Origin of the sequence: Phytopseudomonas punonensis (assembly GCF_900142655.1) — a bacterium.
GTDB lineage: Bacteria > Pseudomonadota > Gammaproteobacteria > Pseudomonadales > Pseudomonadaceae > Aquipseudomonas > Aquipseudomonas punonensis.
The window spans coordinates 61,083-78,897 of the sequence record NZ_FRBQ01000002.1 but is presented as its reverse complement, the minus strand read 5'-3'; the positions used below and the strand labels follow the sequence as shown (position 1 = coordinate 78,897).

At 61.0% G+C, this 17,815-nt stretch carries 16 protein-coding genes; 12 read left to right on the top strand and 4 right to left on the bottom strand.

Annotation, left to right across the window (positions count from 1 at the left end):
* Nucleotides 1–191 precede the first annotated feature (191 nt).
* Nucleotides 192–944 carry an AraC family transcriptional regulator gene (locus BUC40_RS07020; RefSeq protein ID WP_073264068.1) on the bottom strand — a complete coding sequence of 251 codons (753 nt, stop codon included), beginning with the start codon at nt 942–944 and terminating at the stop codon, nt 192–194.
* A gap of 201 nt (nt 945–1,145) precedes the next feature.
* Here BUC40_RS07020 and lon point away from each other — a divergent pair, with 201 nt between their 5' ends.
* The 4 genes from lon (at nt 1,146) to mdoH (ending at nt 9,246) form a co-directional block, all read left to right on the top strand.
* The gene (gene lon, locus BUC40_RS07015; RefSeq protein WP_073264067.1) at nt 1,146–3,533 is read left to right on the top strand and encodes an endopeptidase La; all 2,388 of its coding nucleotides are present in this window, start codon (nt 1,146–1,148) and stop codon (nt 3,531–3,533) included.
* Between the two features lie 198 nt (nt 3,534–3,731).
* Nucleotides 3,732–4,988, top strand: coding sequence for an acyltransferase family protein (locus tag BUC40_RS07010; RefSeq protein ID WP_073264065.1), 1,257 nt, complete (start codon nt 3,732–3,734; stop codon nt 4,986–4,988).
* A 143-nt stretch (nt 4,989–5,131) separates the two neighbouring features.
* Complete coding sequence (locus tag BUC40_RS07005) at nt 5,132–6,676, top strand: glucan biosynthesis protein G (protein WP_073265139.1); 1,545 nt, start codon at nt 5,132–5,134, stop codon at nt 6,674–6,676.
* The gene (gene mdoH, locus BUC40_RS07000) at nt 6,673–9,246 is read left to right on the top strand and encodes a glucans biosynthesis glucosyltransferase MdoH (protein WP_073264063.1); all 2,574 of its coding nucleotides are present in this window, start codon (nt 6,673–6,675) and stop codon (nt 9,244–9,246) included. Before BUC40_RS07005 ends, mdoH begins: the two co-directional genes overlap by 4 nt.
* Here mdoH and BUC40_RS06995 read toward each other — a convergent pair.
* The 3 genes from BUC40_RS06995 to BUC40_RS06985 form a co-directional block, all read right to left on the bottom strand.
* On the bottom strand, nt 9,229–10,020 hold the full coding sequence (locus BUC40_RS06995; RefSeq protein ID WP_073264061.1) for a hydroxypyruvate isomerase family protein: 792 nt from the start codon (nt 10,018–10,020) through the stop codon (nt 9,229–9,231). The two genes, mdoH and BUC40_RS06995, sit on opposite strands and share 18 nt — an antisense overlap.
* A gap of 212 nt (nt 10,021–10,232) precedes the next feature.
* A complete protein-coding gene (locus BUC40_RS06990) occupies nt 10,233–10,601 on the bottom strand; it encodes a DUF5064 family protein (RefSeq protein WP_073264059.1) in 369 nt (122 codons plus the stop codon).
* Between the two features lie 196 nt (nt 10,602–10,797).
* Nucleotides 10,798–11,109, bottom strand: a complete 312-nt coding sequence (locus BUC40_RS06985) for a DUF2288 domain-containing protein (RefSeq protein WP_073264057.1) — start codon at nt 11,107–11,109, stop codon at nt 10,798–10,800.
* 290 nt (nt 11,110–11,399) lie between these two features.
* Between BUC40_RS06985 and BUC40_RS06980 the strand changes: the two genes are divergently transcribed.
* The 8 genes from BUC40_RS06980 to BUC40_RS06950 all read left to right on the top strand — a co-directional run bounded on the left by BUC40_RS06980 (nt 11,400) and on the right by BUC40_RS06950 (nt 17,810).
* On the top strand, nt 11,400–12,521 hold the full coding sequence (locus BUC40_RS06980) for a branched-chain amino acid ABC transporter substrate-binding protein (protein WP_073264055.1): 1,122 nt from the start codon (nt 11,400–11,402) through the stop codon (nt 12,519–12,521).
* A gap of 116 nt (nt 12,522–12,637) precedes the next feature.
* The gene (gene livH, locus BUC40_RS06975) at nt 12,638–13,561 is read left to right on the top strand and encodes a high-affinity branched-chain amino acid ABC transporter permease LivH (protein ID WP_042556481.1); all 924 of its coding nucleotides are present in this window, start codon (nt 12,638–12,640) and stop codon (nt 13,559–13,561) included.
* Complete coding sequence (locus BUC40_RS06970; protein ID WP_073264053.1) at nt 13,558–14,817, top strand: high-affinity branched-chain amino acid ABC transporter permease LivM; 1,260 nt, start codon at nt 13,558–13,560, stop codon at nt 14,815–14,817. Before livH ends, BUC40_RS06970 begins: the two co-directional genes overlap by 4 nt.
* Nucleotides 14,814–15,581: a high-affinity branched-chain amino acid ABC transporter ATP-binding protein LivG gene (gene livG / locus BUC40_RS06965; protein WP_070886626.1), complete on the top strand. Its 768-nt coding sequence runs from the start codon at nt 14,814–14,816 to the stop codon at nt 15,579–15,581. Before BUC40_RS06970 ends, livG begins: the two co-directional genes overlap by 4 nt.
* The gene (locus BUC40_RS06960) at nt 15,581–16,282 is read left to right on the top strand and encodes an ABC transporter ATP-binding protein (RefSeq protein WP_073264051.1); all 702 of its coding nucleotides are present in this window, start codon (nt 15,581–15,583) and stop codon (nt 16,280–16,282) included. The genes livG and BUC40_RS06960 overlap by 1 nt, the downstream gene beginning before the upstream one ends.
* Nucleotides 16,283–16,387: 105 nt before the next feature.
* Nucleotides 16,388–16,474, top strand: coding sequence for a small membrane protein YohP (locus BUC40_RS23320; RefSeq protein WP_111463138.1), 87 nt, complete (start codon nt 16,388–16,390; stop codon nt 16,472–16,474).
* A 107-nt stretch (nt 16,475–16,581) separates the two neighbouring features.
* Nucleotides 16,582–17,292, top strand: a complete 711-nt coding sequence (locus BUC40_RS06955; protein WP_073264049.1) for an rRNA pseudouridine synthase — start codon at nt 16,582–16,584, stop codon at nt 17,290–17,292.
* Nucleotides 17,293–17,348: 56 nt separating this feature from the next.
* Nucleotides 17,349–17,810, top strand: coding sequence for a YehS family protein (locus tag BUC40_RS06950; RefSeq protein ID WP_073264047.1), 462 nt, complete (start codon nt 17,349–17,351; stop codon nt 17,808–17,810).
* The last annotated feature ends 5 nt before the right edge of the window (nt 17,811–17,815 follow it).

The following is a 17,815-nucleotide window of genomic DNA, read 5'->3' as shown; positions in this document are numbered from 1 at the left end:
AGAGCTCGTCAAGGGCTGATCAGCCCCGCCGTGAGGCCGCGTTACGCGCCTCTTCGCCAATGAGGAAGGTCTGCAGGAAAGATTAGCCGCCATACAGAATAAGTTCGAGCTTTTATGACGACGCCGCTAGGCAAAAGGCCACTATCCGCCAACTATCGGACGAAACAGCCTGAAAAGGCTGAGCTAGAGGGTTATTCGCTGCCGCGCAGGCGCTTGGGTGTGAGCCCCAGATAACGGCGCATGGCGGTGGTCAGCGCGCTCTGGCTGGAGAAGCCGCACTCCTCGGCGATACGCACCAGCGGCAAGCCGCTGCCGCGCAGCAGGCGCGTGGCGCGATCGAGGCGAGCCTTGAGCAGGTACTGGTGCGGCGTGAGGCCGACGCTGTCCTTGAACTGCGCATGGAAGTGGCTCGGGCTGAGGCAGGCCACATGGGCCAGCTCGGCCACGCTGATGCGCCGCGCCAGGTTATCGGCGATGTAACCATCGAGGCGCTGCACATCCAGTGCGCCGTGGCATCGCACAGTCTGCTCGCCAAACACTCTCAGATGCAGGGCGCGCAGCAGCACGCCGCCCAACGAGCGCGCAAGCAGTGGGTCGCTACCATAACGCTCCAGCTCGGCGCCGGCATAGCTGAGCAGATGCTGAAAGTCGGCATCGAGTTGCGGATAGCGCGGCGTGTCGAATAGATGGTCGAGCAGCTGCAGGTCCTCGCTGGACATGTCCTGCTCGTTGAGGTCGACGATCAGCATGCGGTTGTCGCCAATCCCGGCGAACTGATGGTCGGCATCGCCCGGCACCAGGCAGGCGCGCATGCGACACACTTCACCGCCACGGCCAACCACCTCGAACTCGGCACGACCGGACACCGACATCACCAGCTGATGGTGGTCGTGGGTGTGTTCGTGGGCCTGATCGTCCAGGCGCATAAGGCGGGCGTTGAGCATGATTCGCAACTCGATGGGCAACTCGCGCACTCTACCGCGTTGCCAGACAAAACTGTATCGGCCACGACCAGAGGCCGGTTACCTGAAGCGAACAACAGTTGCAGCGGCAGGCTGACAAGCGAAACGCCTGACACACGAATAAATATTGAAAAAAGCCAACCGCGCCCCATCTAAGTCTCAACGTCAATCGACAGGTGCCGCATGAACGACCAGCACGATATCGAAATCGCTTCGGAGCAGACCAGCCACAGCCTGATGCTGCCCGGCCAGAACCTGCCGGACAAACTCTATGTGATTCCGATTCATAACCGCCCGTTCTTCCCCGCGCAGGTGCTGCCGGTAATCGTCAACGAAGAACACTGGGCGGAAACCCTCGAGCTGGTCAGCAAGACCGAGCACAAGACACTGGCCCTGTTCTACGTCGACACACCAGTCACCGATCCACGCCATTTCGACACCTCCAGCCTGCCGGAACATGGCACCGTGGTGCGTATCCACCATGTCAGCAATGACGACGGCAAGCTGCAGTTCGTAGCGCAAGGCCTGACCCGCGTACGCATTCGCGACTGGCTCAAGCACCATCGCCCACCGTACCTGGCCGAGGTCGAATACCCGCGCAACGCCAATGACGGGCGTGACGAGGTCAAGGCCTACGCCATGGCACTGATCAACGTGATCCGCGAGCTGCTGCCACTCAACCCGTTGTACAACGAAGAGCTGAAGAACTACCTCAACCGCTTCAGCCCCAACGACCCGTCGCCGCTCACCGACTTCGCCGCCGCCCTGACTACCGCGCAATCGAAGGTGCTGCAGGAAGTACTCGACACCGTGCCGATTCTCAAGCGCATGGAGAAGGTGCTGCCGCTGCTGCGCAAGGAGGTCGAGGTCGCGCGCCTGCAGAACGAGCTCTCCGACGAGGTGAACCGCTCGGTGGGCGAGCACCAGCGCGAGTTCTTCCTCAAGGAACAGCTGAAGATCATCCAGCAGGAGCTGGGCATCACCAAGGATGACCGCAGCGCCGACACCGAGCAGTTCACCCAGCGCCTGGAAGGCAAGACCCTTCCCGAGCAGGCGCGCAAACGCATCGACGAGGAGATGAACAAGCTCTCCGTGTTGGAAACCGGCTCACCGGAATACGCCGTCACCCGCAACTACCTAGACTGGGCAACCAGCGTGCCGTGGGGCGTGGTTGGCAAGGACAAGCTGGACCTCAAGCATGCCCGCAAGGTGCTCGACGATCACCATGCCGGCATGGACGACATCAAGGAGCGGATTACCGAGTTCCTTGCCGTTGGCGCCTTCAAGGGCGAGATCGCCGGCTCCATCGTGCTACTGGTCGGCCCGCCGGGCGTCGGTAAGACCAGCATCGGCAAGTCAATCGCCGAATCCCTGGGCCGGCCCTTCTACCGTTTCTCGGTCGGCGGCATGCGTGATGAAGCCGAGATCAAGGGCCATCGCCGCACCTACATCGGCGCCCTGCCCGGCAAACTGGTGCAGGCGCTCAAGGATGTCGAAGTGATGAACCCAGTGATCATGCTCGACGAGATCGACAAGATGGGCAGCAGCTTCCAGGGCGACCCGGCCTCGGCGTTGCTGGAAACCCTCGACCCGGAGCAGAACGTCGAATTCCTCGACCACTACCTAGATCTGCGCCTGGATCTGTCCAAGGTGCTGTTCGTGTGCACCGCCAACACCCTGGACTCGATTCCCGGCCCGCTGCTCGACCGCATGGAAGTGATTCGCCTGTCCGGCTATATCACCGAGGAAAAACTGGCCATCGCCAAACGCCACCTGTGGCCCAAGCAGCTGGACAAGGCCGGCGTATCGGCCAAGCAGCTGTCGATCAGCGACAGTGCCCTGCGCGCCCTGATCGAAGGCTATGCCCGCGAAGCCGGCGTGCGTCAGCTGGAGAAGCAGCTCGGCAAGCTGGTGCGCAAGGCGGTGGTCAAGCTGCTCGATGATCCGCAAACGAAAGTGAAGATTGCCGCCAAGGACCTGGAAGGCTACCTGGGCATGCCGGTATTTCGCAGTGAACAGGTGCTATCCGGCGTCGGCGTAATCACCGGCCTGGCCTGGACCAGCATGGGCGGCGCCACACTGCCGATCGAGGCGACGCGCATCCACACCCTGAACCGCGGCTTCAAGCTCACCGGCCAGCTCGGTGAGGTGATGAAGGAGTCGGCAGAGATCGCCTACAGCTACATCAGCTCCAACCTGAAAACCTACAAAGGCGAGCCAACCTTCTTCGACCAGGCCTTCGTGCATATGCACGTGCCAGAAGGCGCCACGCCGAAGGACGGCCCAAGCGCCGGCGTCACCATCGCCAGCGCCCTGCTCTCCCTGGCCCGTAACAAGGCGCCTAAAAAGGGCGTGGCGATGACCGGCGAACTGACCCTGACCGGCCAGGTGCTGGCCATCGGCGGCGTGCGCGAAAAGGTCATCGCAGCGCGCCGGCAGAAGATTCACGAGCTGATCCTGCCCGAGGCCAACCGCGGCTCGTACCAAGAGTTGCCGGAGTACCTCAAGGAAGGCATCAGCGTGCATTTCGCCAAGCGCTTCAGCGATGTCGCCAAGGTGCTGTTCGACTGACCGCCCCTGCTGCGGGCTGCCTGACGGGTAGCCCGCAGCCTCTTCTACGCCCCCGCGCGCGCGCCTGCTGGCAAATCGATAGATCGAAACCCGAATGCCACTGTCAGAAGCTGACCCGGCCGCCGTGAGGCTGCGCGGCATTCTGGCCTGTGCAGGTCGCGCCTTGCCTGGGAGATGGTCGATATAAGGAGAACGGGGATGCCCCGCACCGACAAGGAACACTTCATCGGGCTCGAGTGGCTGCGCTTCATACTCGGCCTGTACATCGTGGTCTTCCACACTCTGCACAACTACCCCGAACAGCAGCTGCCCATCATCAAGCAGCTCAGCGGCGCAGGCTTCTTCGCCACCAGTACCTTCTTCGTGCTTTCCGGTTTTCTGCTCGCGCACGTGTACTGCCAGCGCGGCCAGATGCGCGAACCGGCGGTGAGTTTCTGGAGCAGGCGTTTCGCCAACCTGTACCCATTGCATATCTTTTCACTGCTGCTGACCATCACGGTGATCTTCGTGATCAGCAACCTGGGCATCCCGCCGGACGACACCAAAGCCAGCATCCGCTTCGTGGTGTACGACACCAACGAGGACAGAAGCCAGATCGCGCTCGACACCCTCGAACACTTCATGAGCAACGGTGAGCTGGCCTTCAACAGCCTGCTGCAACTGCTGATGCTGCAGGCCTGGAACCCCTTCTACCTGACCTTCAACGCCCCGCTGTGGTCGATCTCCACGCTGTTCTTCTTCTACCTCACCTTCCCGTTCGTGGCGCCGCGCCTGGCGCGGCTCAAGCACAAGGTGCTGTGGCTGGGGGTGATCACCCTGATCTACCTGATTCCGCCAACCCTGGTGATTCTCAACGGTGATTACGGCATGCCGTTCACCGGCATCCTGCACCGCAACCCGCTGGTGCGCCTGCCCGAGTTTCTCGCCGGCATCCTCGCCTACGGCCTGTTCCGCGACCTACAGGACGCCGACCGCACGCCGGGTGCCGGCGGTGTGGGACTGATGATCGCCTTCGTGCTGGGCTGCTTCCTCGGCACCGCCTGGCTGATCGAAGGGCCGCAGTTCTGGTACTACCTGCTGCACAACGGCCTGCTGCTGCCTGCGCAGATCATACTGATCTACGTCTGCGCCCTGGCGCCCTCGCCAAGCAGCGAGTCAGTGAGGCGCTGGTCGCAGCGTCTCGGCGCGGCCTCGTTGCCGCTGTTCGTGCTGCATGTGCCAGCCTTCACGCTGTTCTCCCGCTCGGAGATGCTGCTCGGCGTGGCGTCCGGCGAATGCTTCGCCAACTGGGCGCAGTGCGCGGTGCAGGCCGGCGAGCAGCATCTGTCGATCCTCTACTACCCGCTGTTTTTGCTTCTTACGGTGATCCTCTGCGTATGGGCTCAGGAGAACGCGGTGGTGCCTACACGTAAACGGCTGCTCAAGTGGCTGCCGGTGCGGCGTAGCACAAACTGAGGAAAACGAAAGGCAATTCACAGGAATCATCTGCAACGGCGACGGTCGGAAGGAGATGTTCGGCCGACCGTGCCGCTGTTTCTTACTGTTTTCTGGAGGGATCCGTGATCCTCAAAACCGTCAAGGCATCTGTCCGTCACAGCATGCTTCCAGCCGCGCTGTGCCTGGCCTGCACCACCTCGCTGTTCAGTGCTCACGTACTGGCCTTTTCTCTGGATGACGTGGCCTCCCAGGCCAAGGGCTTGCTGGATAAGCCTTACACCGCTCCGGCCAACAACCTGCCCAACGAACTGCGCAACCTGCCATTCAAGGATTACCAACAGATCAAGCCGCGCGAAGACAAGTACGAATGGGCTGACAGCAAAACATCTTTCAAGCTGAGCTTCTATCATCAGGGCATGCACTTCGAGAGCCCGGTGAAGATCAACGAAGTGACCGCCAGCAGCGTCAATGAAATCAAATATGATCCGGCGCGCTTCGACTTCGGCGATGTAAAAATCGATAAGGAAGCCACCAAGGATCTTGGCTACGCGGGCTTTCGCGTCATGGACCCGGTCAATTCCAAGGGCAAGCTTGACGAAATCATGAGCCTGCTCGGCGCCAGCTACTTCCGCGTACTCGGCAAGGATCAGGTCTACGGCGCATCGGCGCGTGGCCTGGCCATCGACACCGCGCTGCCCAGCGGCGAAGAATTCCCCTATTTCCGCGAGTTCTGGATCGAGCGCCCGAAAGCCGGCGACAAGCACTTGGTGATCTTCGCCCTGCTCGACTCGCCACGTGCCACAGGCGCCTATCGATTCATCCTGCGCCCCGGCAAGGACGCAATCGTCGATGTGCAGTCGAAAGTGTTCCTGCGCGAGAACGTCACCAAGCTCGGCGTCGCCCCGCTGACTAGCATGTTCCTGTACGGCAGCAACCAGCGCTCTAGCAAACCCAACTATCGCCCGTCCCTGCATGACTCCAACGGCCTGGCCATTCATACCGGCAGCGACGAGCATATCTGGCGCCCGCTGAACAACCCACAGAACCTGGCGGTGAGCACTTTCCAGGTCGAGAACCCGAAAGGTTTTGGTCTGCTGCAACGCGGCCGCGACTTCGCTCAGTACGAAGACCTCGACGACCACTACGAGCAGCGCCCCAGCGTGTGGATCGAACCGAAGGGCGCATGGGGCAAGGGCAAGGTCGAGCTGGTGGAAATCCCCACACCGGATGAAACCAACGACAACATCGTCGCCTTCTGGACGCCTGACGAACAGCCCAAGCCGGGCGAGCCGATGGAATTCAATTACCGCATGCACTGGACCAAGGACGAGCGTGCCCAACTGGGCAAGGACACCGCCTGGGTCAAGCAGACCATGCGCAGCGCCGGTGAGGTCAAGCAACCCAACCTGACCCGCAAGCTCGATGGCAGCATTGCCCTGCTGGTGGATTTCGAGGGCCCGTCCCTGGAAGCACTGAAGTCTGATGCCGCGGTGACCAGCAACTTCAGCGTCAATGACAACGCCGAAGTGCTGGACAACAGGCTGCAGTACAACACCGCCACCAAAGGCTGGCGCATGACGGTGCGCTTCAAGGTCAAGGATCCCAAACAAGCGGTGGAAATGCGCGCGGCTCTGGCCGAGGGTGATAAAACCCTCAGCGAAACCTGGAGCTATCAACTCCCGCCTAATACGGTTACCGCCCAATGAAAACCACTGAGCAGTCCGCCCTGGACGAGTACCTGGACAGCCTGCCTCTGAGTGCTACTGAGCGTGAAGCCCTGGCTGATTGCCGCGACTTCAGCGAACTGCACAACCGCCTTGGCGGCGTGCAGACGGCAGATGCCGAAGAGGCCGTGCACAAATCAGCCGCCCGACGCATCGAGCTGGGCGCAGGTGAATCGCTGCAAGACACCGGCCTGCTTTCGCTGGACTCGGCCGGCCGGCCGGTTCTGCGCGCCGCACCGCCGCTTAACCGCACCAAGATGACCCCCGAGCCGTGGCACACCAACCTGCTGAGCCGCGGCCTGCGCTCGCTGTTCGGCAAGAGCAATCCGCCACGCCCGCCCAAGCGCGAGCTGGAGCCAGCGCGTTGGCGCCGGGTCGGCTCGCTGCGCCGGCACGTTTTGCTGTTGTTGATGCTTACCCAGACCGCCGTTGCCACTTGGTACATGAACAGCATCCTGCCCTATCAGGGCTGGGGGCTGATCAATCTGCAGGAAGTGATGGAGCAGGGCTGGCAGGATAGCTTCTTCCAAGTGCTGCCCTATGTAGTGCAAGGCAGCATCCTGGCGCTGTTCTCCCTGCTGTTCTGCTGGGTATCGGCCGGTTTCTGGACAGCCTTGATGGGCTTCTGGGAGCTGATGCGCGGCTACGACCGCTACGGTATTTCCGGCAGCAGCGCCGGCGACGAGCCGATCGATCCGCAGGCGCGTACCGCGATCATCATGCCGATCTGCAATGAAGACGTACCCCGGGTTATCGCCGGCCTGCGCGCCACCTATGAGTCCGTCAAAGCCTCAGGCGAACTGGAGCAGTTCGATTTCTTCATCCTCAGCGATACCGGCGACGCCGACATCGCAGTGGCTGAGCAGCGCGCCTGGCTGGAGCTGTGCAAGGAGACCGAAGGCTTCGGCAACATTTTCTATCGCCGCCGTCGCCGCCGCGTGAAGCGCAAGAGCGGCAATATCGACGATTTCTGCCGCCGCTGGGGCGGCGATTACCGCTACATGGTAGTGCTCGACGCCGACAGCGTAATGAGCGGCGAATGCCTGACCAAGCTGGTGCGGCTGATGGAAGCCAACCCCCAGGCCGGCATCATCCAGACCTCGCCGAAAGCCGCGGGCATGAACACCTTGTACGCACGCCTGCAGCAGTTCGCCACTCGCGCCTACGGCCCGCTGTTCACCGCTGGCCTGCATTACTGGCAGCTCGGTGAATCCCATTACTGGGGCCACAACGCGATCATCCGCATGCAGCCGTTCATCGAGCACTGCGCCCTCGCGCCATTGCCGGGCAAAGGCTCGTTCGCCGGCGCGATCATGTCCCACGACTTCGTCGAAGCCTCGCTGATGCGCCGCGCTGGCTGGGGCGTATGGATCGCCTACGACCTGCCGGGCAGCTATGAAGAGCTGCCGCCCAACCTGATCGACGAGTTGCAGCGCGACCGCCGCTGGTGCCACGGCAACCTGATGAACTTTCGCCTGTTCCTGGTCAAGGGCATGCACCCGGTACACCGCGCGGTGTTCCTGACAGGCGTGATGTCCTACCTGTCGGCACCGCTATGGTTCATGTTCCTGCTGCTCTCCACTGCCCTGCTGGCCATTCATACGCTGATGGAGCCGCAGTACTTCCTGGTGCCCGGCCAGCTGTTCCCGGTATGGCCACGCTGGAACCCGGAAAAGGCCATTGCGCTGTTCTCCACCACCCTGACGCTGTTGTTCTTGCCCAAGCTGCTGGCCGTGATCCTGATCTGGATCAAAGGCGCCAAAGAGTACGGCGGCGCGTTCAAGGCGGTAGTGAGCATGCTGCTGGAGATGCTTTTCTCGGTGCTGCTGGCACCGGTACGCATGCTGTTCCACACCATGTTCGTGACGGCTGCATTCCTAGGTTGGTCCGCGACCTGGAACTCGCCACAGCGTGATAACGGCATCACCACTTGGGGCGATGCCACGCGCCGTCATGGCTGGCAGGCGTTGCTGGGTATCGTGTGGACGGCGGGCGTGGCCTGGCTCGACCCGAACTTCCTGTGGTGGCTGTCGCCGATCGTGGTGTCGCTGATGCTATCGATCCCGGTATCGGTGTTCTCCAGCCGCCTGAGCCTGGGCTTGGGTAGCAAGAGGGCTAAGCTGTTCCTGATTCCCGAGGAGTCCAACCCACCTCAGGAGCTGCTGTCGACCTACGCCTACACGCGGCATAACCGCGAGCACGCGATGGAAAACGGCTTTATCGAAGCGGTGCTGCGCCCCTTCCCCAATGCCCTGGCCTGCGCCATGGCCACCGCCCGTCACGACCAGGCACCGCTGCTAGAACAGGCTCGCCAGCGAGCCCTCAACGAAGCTCTGGAACTGGGCCCGAAAAAGCTCGACGGCAAGCGCAAGCTTGCGCTGCTCAGCGACCCTGTGCTGATGGCGCGTCTGCACGCGCAGCTGTGGCAGCAGGCCGAACAGCACCCGCTGTGGCGCCATGCTTACAAGCAGAGCGCGCCGGCCCAGCCGAAGCATGACAACCAGGCGCTCAAGCTGGCGCCCGTCGGCACCTCCTCACCCCTGGTCAACTGACCGCCACGCGGTCATCCAGCCCAGGCTGGCACGGGTATCGCCCTCTTCGGGGCGGTACTCGGCGCCCAGCCAGCCGCGGTAAGCGGCCTTCTCCAGCGCTTCGCGCACAGCCACAAAATCTATATTTGCACTGCCTGGCGCACCTCGCCCTGGGCAATCGGCGAACTGCACATGACCGATCCGTCCGGCGAGCATTTCGACGGCAGCCACCGGATCGATACCCTGCCGCGCCATATGGTAGATATCCAGCTGCGCCCGAAAATTGTCATGATCGATAGCGGCCAGCAACCCCTGCAGATGCTGCGGGGTATTGACCAGAAAACCGGGCATGTCGATGGGGTTGATCGCCTCGCTCACCACACCGATATTCAATATCTGAAACGCTTCGGCTGCCTTGCGGATATTGCCGATCAGCGTGGCTATCGCCTCCTCGCGCGACAGGCCTTTAGCCAGCCGCCCCGGCAGCACATTGACGAGCTGCGGACGCACCATGGCGGCGTAACTGAGTGCCTCTTGCAGCGCCTCGTCGAATGCTTCCTGGCGTGCGGGCACGGCAGCCAACCCAGGGCCGCCAGAAACGAAGTCGCCTCCCGGAAAATTCATCAGCACCAGCGGCATGCCTGCCCTGGCCAATTCGTCCTTCATGCGCAGCGCCGGCACCTCATAGGGAAACTGGATTTCCACGCCATCAAAACCTGCCGCAGCGGCAGAGACGATGCGTTCGAGCAGCGGCTGCTCGGTAAACAGCATCGTCAGGTTGGCGGATAACTTCATAAACACTCCAGACAGCGCAGCCAGGCATACGCAGGGTTAAATGAGCGAGGCCGACAAGCATTGCCGCCTTAGCAGGCCGTTGAAAAACGTAGGCGAGGCAGCCAGTGCAAGGCAAAAACAGCCGAAAAAGCGCAGTTTACGTGTTGTAAATGAGCATTTTGAGGCTGTTTTTAACGCAGCAATGGCAACGTAGGTAGTTTTTCAACGGCCTGCTACAAGCCATCTTTCTCCAGATGATCGAGATCTACCGGCTCGCCGCTGTGAGCATCCAGACGGTGACGAATATCCTCGAACATCAGATCGAACTCTTCATGCTCGTGGCTGATCAGCACTAAGCTCGTTGGCAAGCCGTACTTGTGAGAGAGACGACTGACCACGCTGGCGAAGTTGAAGGCCGTGTCACGGTGCAACTCGAAGGACTCTTCGAAAGCCGTACCGCCGATCTCGCCCTTCAACGTCATGTACAGCATCGAACCCTCGGCAGCATCCTGGCGGATGTCGTAATGCAGATCGATGGCGTAGATCGGTATGTCAGCGGTTGCCACGCTGTTGCTGCGGTGAAAATGGCCGGGCTCGAACATGTGCTGTCTCCTCTGCTGAGATTGACCGAAGCGCAGACAACTACGGACTCTTCACCTTAGACAGTGCCGGCAGAGGATGATGCGAAAGCATGACCGCACCACAGATGAGCGCGCAACGCACCAATAGTGAGCAAATTAGAAACACACGAGCCGCTGCAAATACCTATCGCAGAGCGCTTGATACGCTCGTTTGAACTCAATGCTTCTTTTCGGCGCGCTCCTGCACCAGCACCCATGGAGCGACGACCACGGCCCACAAGGACGGATCACGATTGAGCAGATCCTCGGCACGGGTATCGCTCAACACCGCGATACGCCCCGCTTCCAGCCAGGCGGCGACTAGCTCCTGGCGGTTTTCGGCGACCGCTTCAGCAACCTCGATAAGGTCCTGATCGCTGTCGACCCACAGCAGCGCGCCACGGGCGAAGAACGGTTGCAGCTCCTGCCAGGTGATGGGAGCGGTTTCGCCGAGCAATTTGGCATAGAGGGTGCTTGGTTCTTCGTTCATGGCAGTTCCGTATCGTGGTAGCCGTTTTTTGACGGCCGCCATGATAACGACGGATGGCTGGCAGGCAAGGGAGTGTCAACCTCCCGGCGGTCAGGAACTAGCCGTTTTTCTATACATTTCTTGCAATTACGCGACATTCTTACCGATCTCTTTCGACTGCCGACTTTCCAAGGCGCAAATCTGCGCTCTACACTGTATCGGTACAGTTGCCGGGGATCTGGCCGGAAGTCGACTCCGGTTCTGCTGCTTTGGCTACCAGAACTACAACAAAACACAACGAGTGGAGCACTATGAACAACGCTACTAAGCAGATTTCCAAGCTGTTCGCCGCTATGGCCCTGGCTGGCTGCGCCAGCTACTCGGTCGCCGCTGACACCATCAAGATTGCCATGGCTGGCCCGGTGACCGGTGCTGTAGCCCAGTACGGTGAGATGCAGTTCGTTGGTGCCAAGATGGCCATCGAGCAGATCAACAAGGCCGGCGGCGTGAATGGTGCTCAACTCGAAGGCGTGGTCTACGACGACGCGTGCGATCCCAAGCAAGCTGTGGCTGTTGCCAACAAGATCGTCAACGATGGCGCCAAGTTCGTCGTTGGCCACCTGTGCTCCAGCTCCACTCAACCGGCTTCGGACATCTATGAAGACGAAGGCATCCTGATGATCACCCCGGCTGCCACCAGCCCGGAAATTACTGCCCGTGGTTACGAGCTGATCTTCCGCACCATCGGTCTGGACAGCCTGCAAGGCCCGACCGCCGGCAACTTCATCGCCGACCACGTGAAGCCGAAGAACGTCGCCGTCATCCACGACAAGCAGCAGTACGGTGAAGGCATCGCCAGCGCCGTCAAGCAGACCCTGGAATCCAAGGGCGTGAAAGTCGGCGTGTTCGAAGGCATCAACGCCGGCGACAAAGACTTCTCCTCGCTGATCGCTAAACTCAAGCAACAAGGCATCGACTTCGTCTACTACGGTGGCTACCACCCAGAGCTGGGCCTGCTGCTGCGTCAGTCCAAGGAAAAAGGCCTGGACGTTCGCTTCATGGGCCCAGAAGGCGTAGGCAACAAGGAAATCTCGGCCATCGCTGGCCCGGCGTCCGAAGGCATGCTGGTTACCCTGCCGCAATCCTTCGACCAGGATCCGAAGAACAAGGCGCTGGTTGACGCATTCAAGGCCAAGAACGAAGACCCAACCGGTCCGTTCGTATTCCCGGCTTACGCCGCCGTTCAAGTCATTGCCGAAGGCATAAAGAAAGCCGGCAGCACCGACACCGCCGAAGTAGCCGCAGCTCTGCGCGCCAACACCTTCGAGACCCCGACCGGCACCCTCGGTTTCGACGAAAAAGGCGACCTGAAGAACTTCAACTTCGTGGTCTACGAATGGCACCAGGACGGCACCAAGTCCGAAGCCAAGTAACTCCCCCGCCTTAACCCAAAGCCCACTGCTGCGCAGTGGGCTTTGTTTATTGAAAGAATTCCGGTTTCGCGCTGCGCCACAAGCGCTGCCGTGCGCGTAAACCCAGGAGTTAGGCAATGCCTGATCTTTATCACTACCTGCAACAACTGCTCAACGGCCTGACCGTCGGCAGTACCTATGCCCTCATCGCCATCGGCTACACCATGGTGTACGGCATCATCGGCATGATCAACTTCGCCCACGGCGAGGTGTACATGATCGGTTCCTACGTCGCCTTCATTGCCATCACCCTATTGGCAATGATGGGCCTCGACAGCCTGCCGCTGATCATGATCTGCGCCTTCGCGGCGAGCATCATCGTCACCAGTGCTTTCGGTTACAGCATCGAGCGGGTCGCCTACCGGCCGCTACGCGGTGGAAACCGGCTGATCCCGCTGATCTCGGCGATCGGCATGTCGATCTTCCTGCAGAACGCCGTGATGCTTTCTCAGGACTCTAAAGACAAGGCCATCACCAACCCGCTGCCCGGTAACTTCATCTTTGGCGAAAGCGCTATGAATGGCGTGGTGATCTCCTACATGCAGGTGCTTATCTTCGTGGTCACCTTCCTGACCATGATCGGCCTGACCCTGTTCATCTCCCGCTCCCGCCTGGGCCGCGCCTGCCGCGCCTGTGCCGAGGATCTGAAGATGGCCAACCTGCTAGGCATCAACACCAACAACATCATTGCCCTGACCTTCGTCATCGGCGCCGCCCTGGCGGCCGTCGCTGCCGTGTTGTTGGGTATGCAATACGGCGTGATCAACCCGCACCTGGGCTTCCTGGCGGGTATCAAGGCGTTCACCGCCGCGGTTCTCGGCGGCATCGGCAGTATTCCGGGCGCTGTGCTTGGAGGCCTGGTTCTCGGTGTGGCCGAAGCCTTCGGCGCCGATATCTTCGGTGACCAATATAAAGACGTGGTCGCATTCAGCTTGCTGGTGCTGGTGCTGCTGTTCCGCCCGACCGGTATTCTCGGCCGTCCGGAGGTTGAAAAAGTATGATCAAGAACCTCAAGACCGCCCTGTTCAGCAGTATTCTGCTGCTGCTGATCTCCTACCCGATTCTGGGCCTCAAGCTCAGCGTCGTCGGCATCAGCCTGCAAGTACAAGGCGCCAGCGCCAAGACTCTGTGGACTATCGGTATCGCCGCGGCACTGCTGTTCATCTGGCATCTGGTGCTGCGTGATCGCCTGGTCGGCGGTGAAAAACTCAAGGGCGCACTGCCCGGCTTGCCACAGAACCTCAAGAACAGCCTGACCCTGCCCAGCGTGCAGCGCTGGATCATGCTCGGGCTGTTCGTGGTGGCGCTGGCCTGGCCGTTCTTCGGCTCCCGCGCCGCAGTGGACATCGCCACGCTGATCCTTATCTACGTGATGCTTGGCATTGGCCTGAACATCGTGGTCGGCCTCGCCGGCCTGCTCGATCTCGGCTACGTCGGCTTCTACGCGGTGGGTGCCTACACCTACGCGCTGCTCGCCGAGTACGCAGGTTTTGGCTTCTGGACAGCGCTGCCGATCGCCGGCCTGATGGCCGCCACCTTCGGCTGCTTGCTGGGCTTCCCGGTACTCAGGCTACGCGGCGACTACCTGGCCATCGTGACACTGGGCTTCGGCGAAATCATCCGCATCATGCTGCGTAACCTCACCGACATCACCGGCGGCCCGAACGGTATCAGCTCGATTCCCAAGCCGGAGCTGTTCGGCCTGTCGCTGGATCGTCGCGCTCCGGATGGTGGCCAAACCCTGCATGATTTCCTCGGCATCGCCTACAACTCCTCCTACAAGGTGATCTTCCTCTACCTGATCGCCTTGCTGCTGGTGCTGCTGGCCATCTTCGTGATCAACCGCCTGATGCGCATGCCGATCGGCCGTGCCTGGGAAGCGTTGCGCGAAGACGAAATCGCCTGCCGTGCCCTGGGTCTGAACCCGACCACGGTGAAGCTCTCGGCCTTCACCATCGGCGCCAGCTTCGCCGGTTTCGCCGGTAGTTTCTTCGCTGCCCGCCAAGGGCTGGTGACGCCGGAGTCGTTCACCTTCATCGAGTCGGCGATGATCCTCGCCATCGTCGTACTGGGTGGCATGGGCTCGCAGCTCGGCATCATCTTCGCGGCCATCGTGATGACCCTGTTGCAGGAGATGCGCGACTTCAACGAGTACCGCATGCTGATATTCGGCCTGACCATGATCGTGATGATGATCTGGCGTCCGCAGGGCCTCATGCCTATGCAGCGCCCACACCTGGAGTTGAAACAACGATGAGCCGCCCGATTTTAGAAGTGAGCGGCCTGTCCATGCGTTTTGGCGGCCTGCTGGCCGTCAACGGGGTCAGCCTCTCGGTCAATGAAAAACAGGTTGTGTCGATGATCGGCCCGAACGGCGCCGGCAAGACCACGGTGTTCAACTGCCTGACCGGTTTCTACAAACCGACCTCGGGCAGCATCCGCCTCAACGGTGAACAGATCGAAGGCCTGCCGGGCCACAAGATCGCCCGCAAGGGTGTGGTACGTACCTTCCAGAACGTTCGCCTGTTCAAGGAAATGACCGCGGTGGAAAACCTGCTGGTCGCCCAGCACCGCCACATCAACACCAACTTTCTCTCCGGTCTGTTCAAGACCCCGGCGTTTCGCCGCAGTGAGCGCGAGGCCATGGATTACGCGGCGCATTGGCTGGAGCAGGTCAACTTGACCGAATTCGCCAACCGCCCTGCCGGCACTCTGGCTTACGGCCAGCAGCGCCGCCTGGAGATCGCCCGCTGCATGATGACCCGACCGAGCATCCTCATGCTCGACGAGCCGGCCGCCGGCCTCAACCCACGGGAAACCGACGACCTGAAAGCGCTGATCGGTGTGCTGCGTGACGAGCACAACGTGACCGTGCTGCTGATCGAACATGACATGAAGCTGGTCATGAGCATTTCCGACCACATCTTCGTGATCAACCAGGGCACGCCCCTGGCCGACGGCACGCCGGAGCAGATCCGCGACAATCCGGACGTGATCAAAGCCTACCTGGGGGAAGCGTAATGCTGTATTTCGACAACGTTTCCACCTTCTACGGCAAGATCCAGGCGCTGCACGGCGTCAGCGTGGAAGTGCGCCAGGGTGAGATCGTCACTCTGATCGGGGCCAATGGCGCCGGCAAATCTACCCTGCTGATGACTCTCTGCGGCACGCCGCAGGCTACCAGCGGCAGCATCCGTTATCAGGGTGAAGAGCTGGTCGGCATGGAAACCCCGCTGATCATGCGCAAGAGCATCGCCGTGGTGCCGGAAGGCCGCCGCGTGTTCGCCCGCCTGACCGTCGAGGAGAACCTCGCCATGGGCGGCTTCTTCGGCAGCAAGACGGACAATCAGGAGCAATTGGACAAGGTGCTACACCTGTTCCCGCGCCTGAAGGAACGCCTGGTGCAGCGCGCCGGAACCATGTCCGGTGGTGAACAGCAGATGCTCGCCATCGGCCGTGCGCTGATGAGCAAGCCCAAGCTGCTGCTGCTCGACGAGCCCTCGCTGGGCCTGGCACCGATCATCATCCAGCAGATCTTCGACATCATCGAACAGCTGCGCAAGGACGGCGTGACCGTGTTCCTGGTCGAGCAGAACGCCAACCAGGCGCTCAAGCTGGCAGACCGCGGCTACGTACTGGAGAACGGCCGGATCGTCATGCAGGGCAGCGGCCACGATCTGTTGAATGATCCGAAAGTACGCGATGCATATTTAGGCGGCTGATACCTTTTTATCCCGGCGGCCCTATGATCGCCGGGATATTTACCCTGAACGATGCCTGGCGCGCTCCAGTCCCAATATTGAACGGACAAATACAGGAGTCGCACCATGCTGAAGTTTCTCGGCAGCACCATCGGCATCATCTTCCTGATCGGCCTGCTGGTCGTGATTGGTATTTTCTCGCTGATCTTCTGATCACTGTCATCTGCAAGCCGGGCGTCCGCCCGGCTTTCTTCATGCCCCGCGCATGACTCCGCTCTCGGCGTTACAATGGGCATCACTTTGCTGATGATGCTTCTGCCATGACCGAACCCTTACGCCTCTCCAAACGCCTGATCGAACTGACCGGCTGCTCACGCCGCGAGGCCGAGCTGTACATTGAAGGCGGCTGGGTCACGGTTAATGGTGAAGTGGTTGACGAGCCCCAGCGCAAGGTCACCGACGAGACCGTCGTCCTGCTGACTGGCGCGGTCGCCGAACCCCTGGTTCCGGTCACCCTGTTGCTGCACATTCCCAGCGGCCGCTTTCCGGAGCGCGCTGCCGAAGAAATCGGCCCGGATAGCCGCTGGCCTGAGGACCGTGCCGAACAACGTACGCTCAAGGGCCATTTCGTCAACTTGACACCTTGCATCCCTCTGCAAGCGGGTGCCGACGGCCTGCACGTGCTGACGCAGGACTGGCGCATCGAGCGCAAGCTCAAGGACGACCTGAGCAAGTTGGAGCAGGAATACGTGGTCGAGGTCAGCGGTGAGCTGTCCGAGCGCGATCTCAAGCGCCTCAACCATGGTCTGGTGTTCAACGGTACGCCGTTGGCACCCTGCAAGGTCAGCTGGCAGAACGAAACCCGCTTGCGCTTCGCACTGAAGAACCCGCTGCCCGGTCAGCTGGTTTTCATGTGCAACAGCGTTGGCCTCAAGGTACTGGGTATGAAGCGTATCCGCGTCGGCGCCGTGTCGATGGGCAAGGTGCAACCCGGACAATGGCGTTATCTAGGCGCCAAAGAGCGCTTCTAATCCCCCCATTTTTTCGGCAGCGCCCACCAGCGCGGCCTCTCCAACCAGGAATATTCATGCTCAATAATGATGTGCTGCGCAGCGTTCGTTACATGCTCGATGTCAGCGATGCAAAAATGGTCGAGATCGTTAAGCTGGGTGGCAAGACGGTCACCGAGGAAGAAATCACCGCCGTTCTGAAAAAGGACGACGAGCCTGGTTACCAAGACTGCACTGACGATCTGCTGGCCCATGCGCTCGACGGCCTGGTGTACTTCAAGCGCGGCAAGGACGACAGCCGCCCGGCTCCGGCCCTGGAGCTGCCGGTCACCAACAATCAGGTGCTGAAGAAGCTGCGCGTAGCCTTCGAGCTGAAGGAAGAAGACATCCACACCATCATGCGCAGCGTCGATTTCGAAGTGTCGAAGCCAGAGATGAGTGCACTGTTCCGCAAGGCCGGCACCAGCAACTACCGCGCCTGTGGCGACCAGTTCCTGCGCAACTTCCTCAAGGGCCTGACCCAGCGCCTGCGAGCCTGATACAC

Coding starts and splice junctions, on each gene's coding strand:
- lon (WP_073264067.1), top strand. CDS start 1,146: ATGAACGACCAGCACGATATCGAAATCGCTTCGGAGCAGACCAGCCAC.
- BUC40_RS06980 (WP_073264055.1), top strand. CDS start 11,400: ATGAACAACGCTACTAAGCAGATTTCCAAGCTGTTCGCCGCTATGGCC.
- BUC40_RS23320 (WP_111463138.1), top strand. CDS start 16,388: ATGCTGAAGTTTCTCGGCAGCACCATCGGCATCATCTTCCTGATCGGC.
- livH (WP_042556481.1), top strand. CDS start 12,638: ATGCCTGATCTTTATCACTACCTGCAACAACTGCTCAACGGCCTGACC.
- BUC40_RS06995 (WP_073264061.1), bottom strand. CDS start 10,020: ATGAAGTTATCCGCCAACCTGACGATGCTGTTTACCGAGCAGCCGCTG.
- BUC40_RS06990 (WP_073264059.1), bottom strand. CDS start 10,601: ATGTTCGAGCCCGGCCATTTTCACCGCAGCAACAGCGTGGCAACCGCT.
- BUC40_RS07020 (WP_073264068.1), bottom strand. CDS start 944: ATGCTCAACGCCCGCCTTATGCGCCTGGACGATCAGGCCCACGAACAC.
- BUC40_RS07010 (WP_073264065.1), top strand. CDS start 3,732: ATGCCCCGCACCGACAAGGAACACTTCATCGGGCTCGAGTGGCTGCGC.
- BUC40_RS06985 (WP_073264057.1), bottom strand. CDS start 11,109: ATGAACGAAGAACCAAGCACCCTCTATGCCAAATTGCTCGGCGAAACC.
- livG (WP_070886626.1), top strand. CDS start 14,814: ATGAGCCGCCCGATTTTAGAAGTGAGCGGCCTGTCCATGCGTTTTGGC.
- mdoH (WP_073264063.1), top strand. CDS start 6,673: ATGAAAACCACTGAGCAGTCCGCCCTGGACGAGTACCTGGACAGCCTG.
- BUC40_RS06970 (WP_073264053.1), top strand. CDS start 13,558: ATGATCAAGAACCTCAAGACCGCCCTGTTCAGCAGTATTCTGCTGCTG.
- BUC40_RS06960 (WP_073264051.1), top strand. CDS start 15,581: ATGCTGTATTTCGACAACGTTTCCACCTTCTACGGCAAGATCCAGGCG.
- BUC40_RS06955 (WP_073264049.1), top strand. CDS start 16,582: ATGACCGAACCCTTACGCCTCTCCAAACGCCTGATCGAACTGACCGGC.
- BUC40_RS07005 (WP_073265139.1), top strand. CDS start 5,132: ATGCTTCCAGCCGCGCTGTGCCTGGCCTGCACCACCTCGCTGTTCAGT.
- BUC40_RS06950 (WP_073264047.1), top strand. CDS start 17,349: ATGCTCAATAATGATGTGCTGCGCAGCGTTCGTTACATGCTCGATGTC.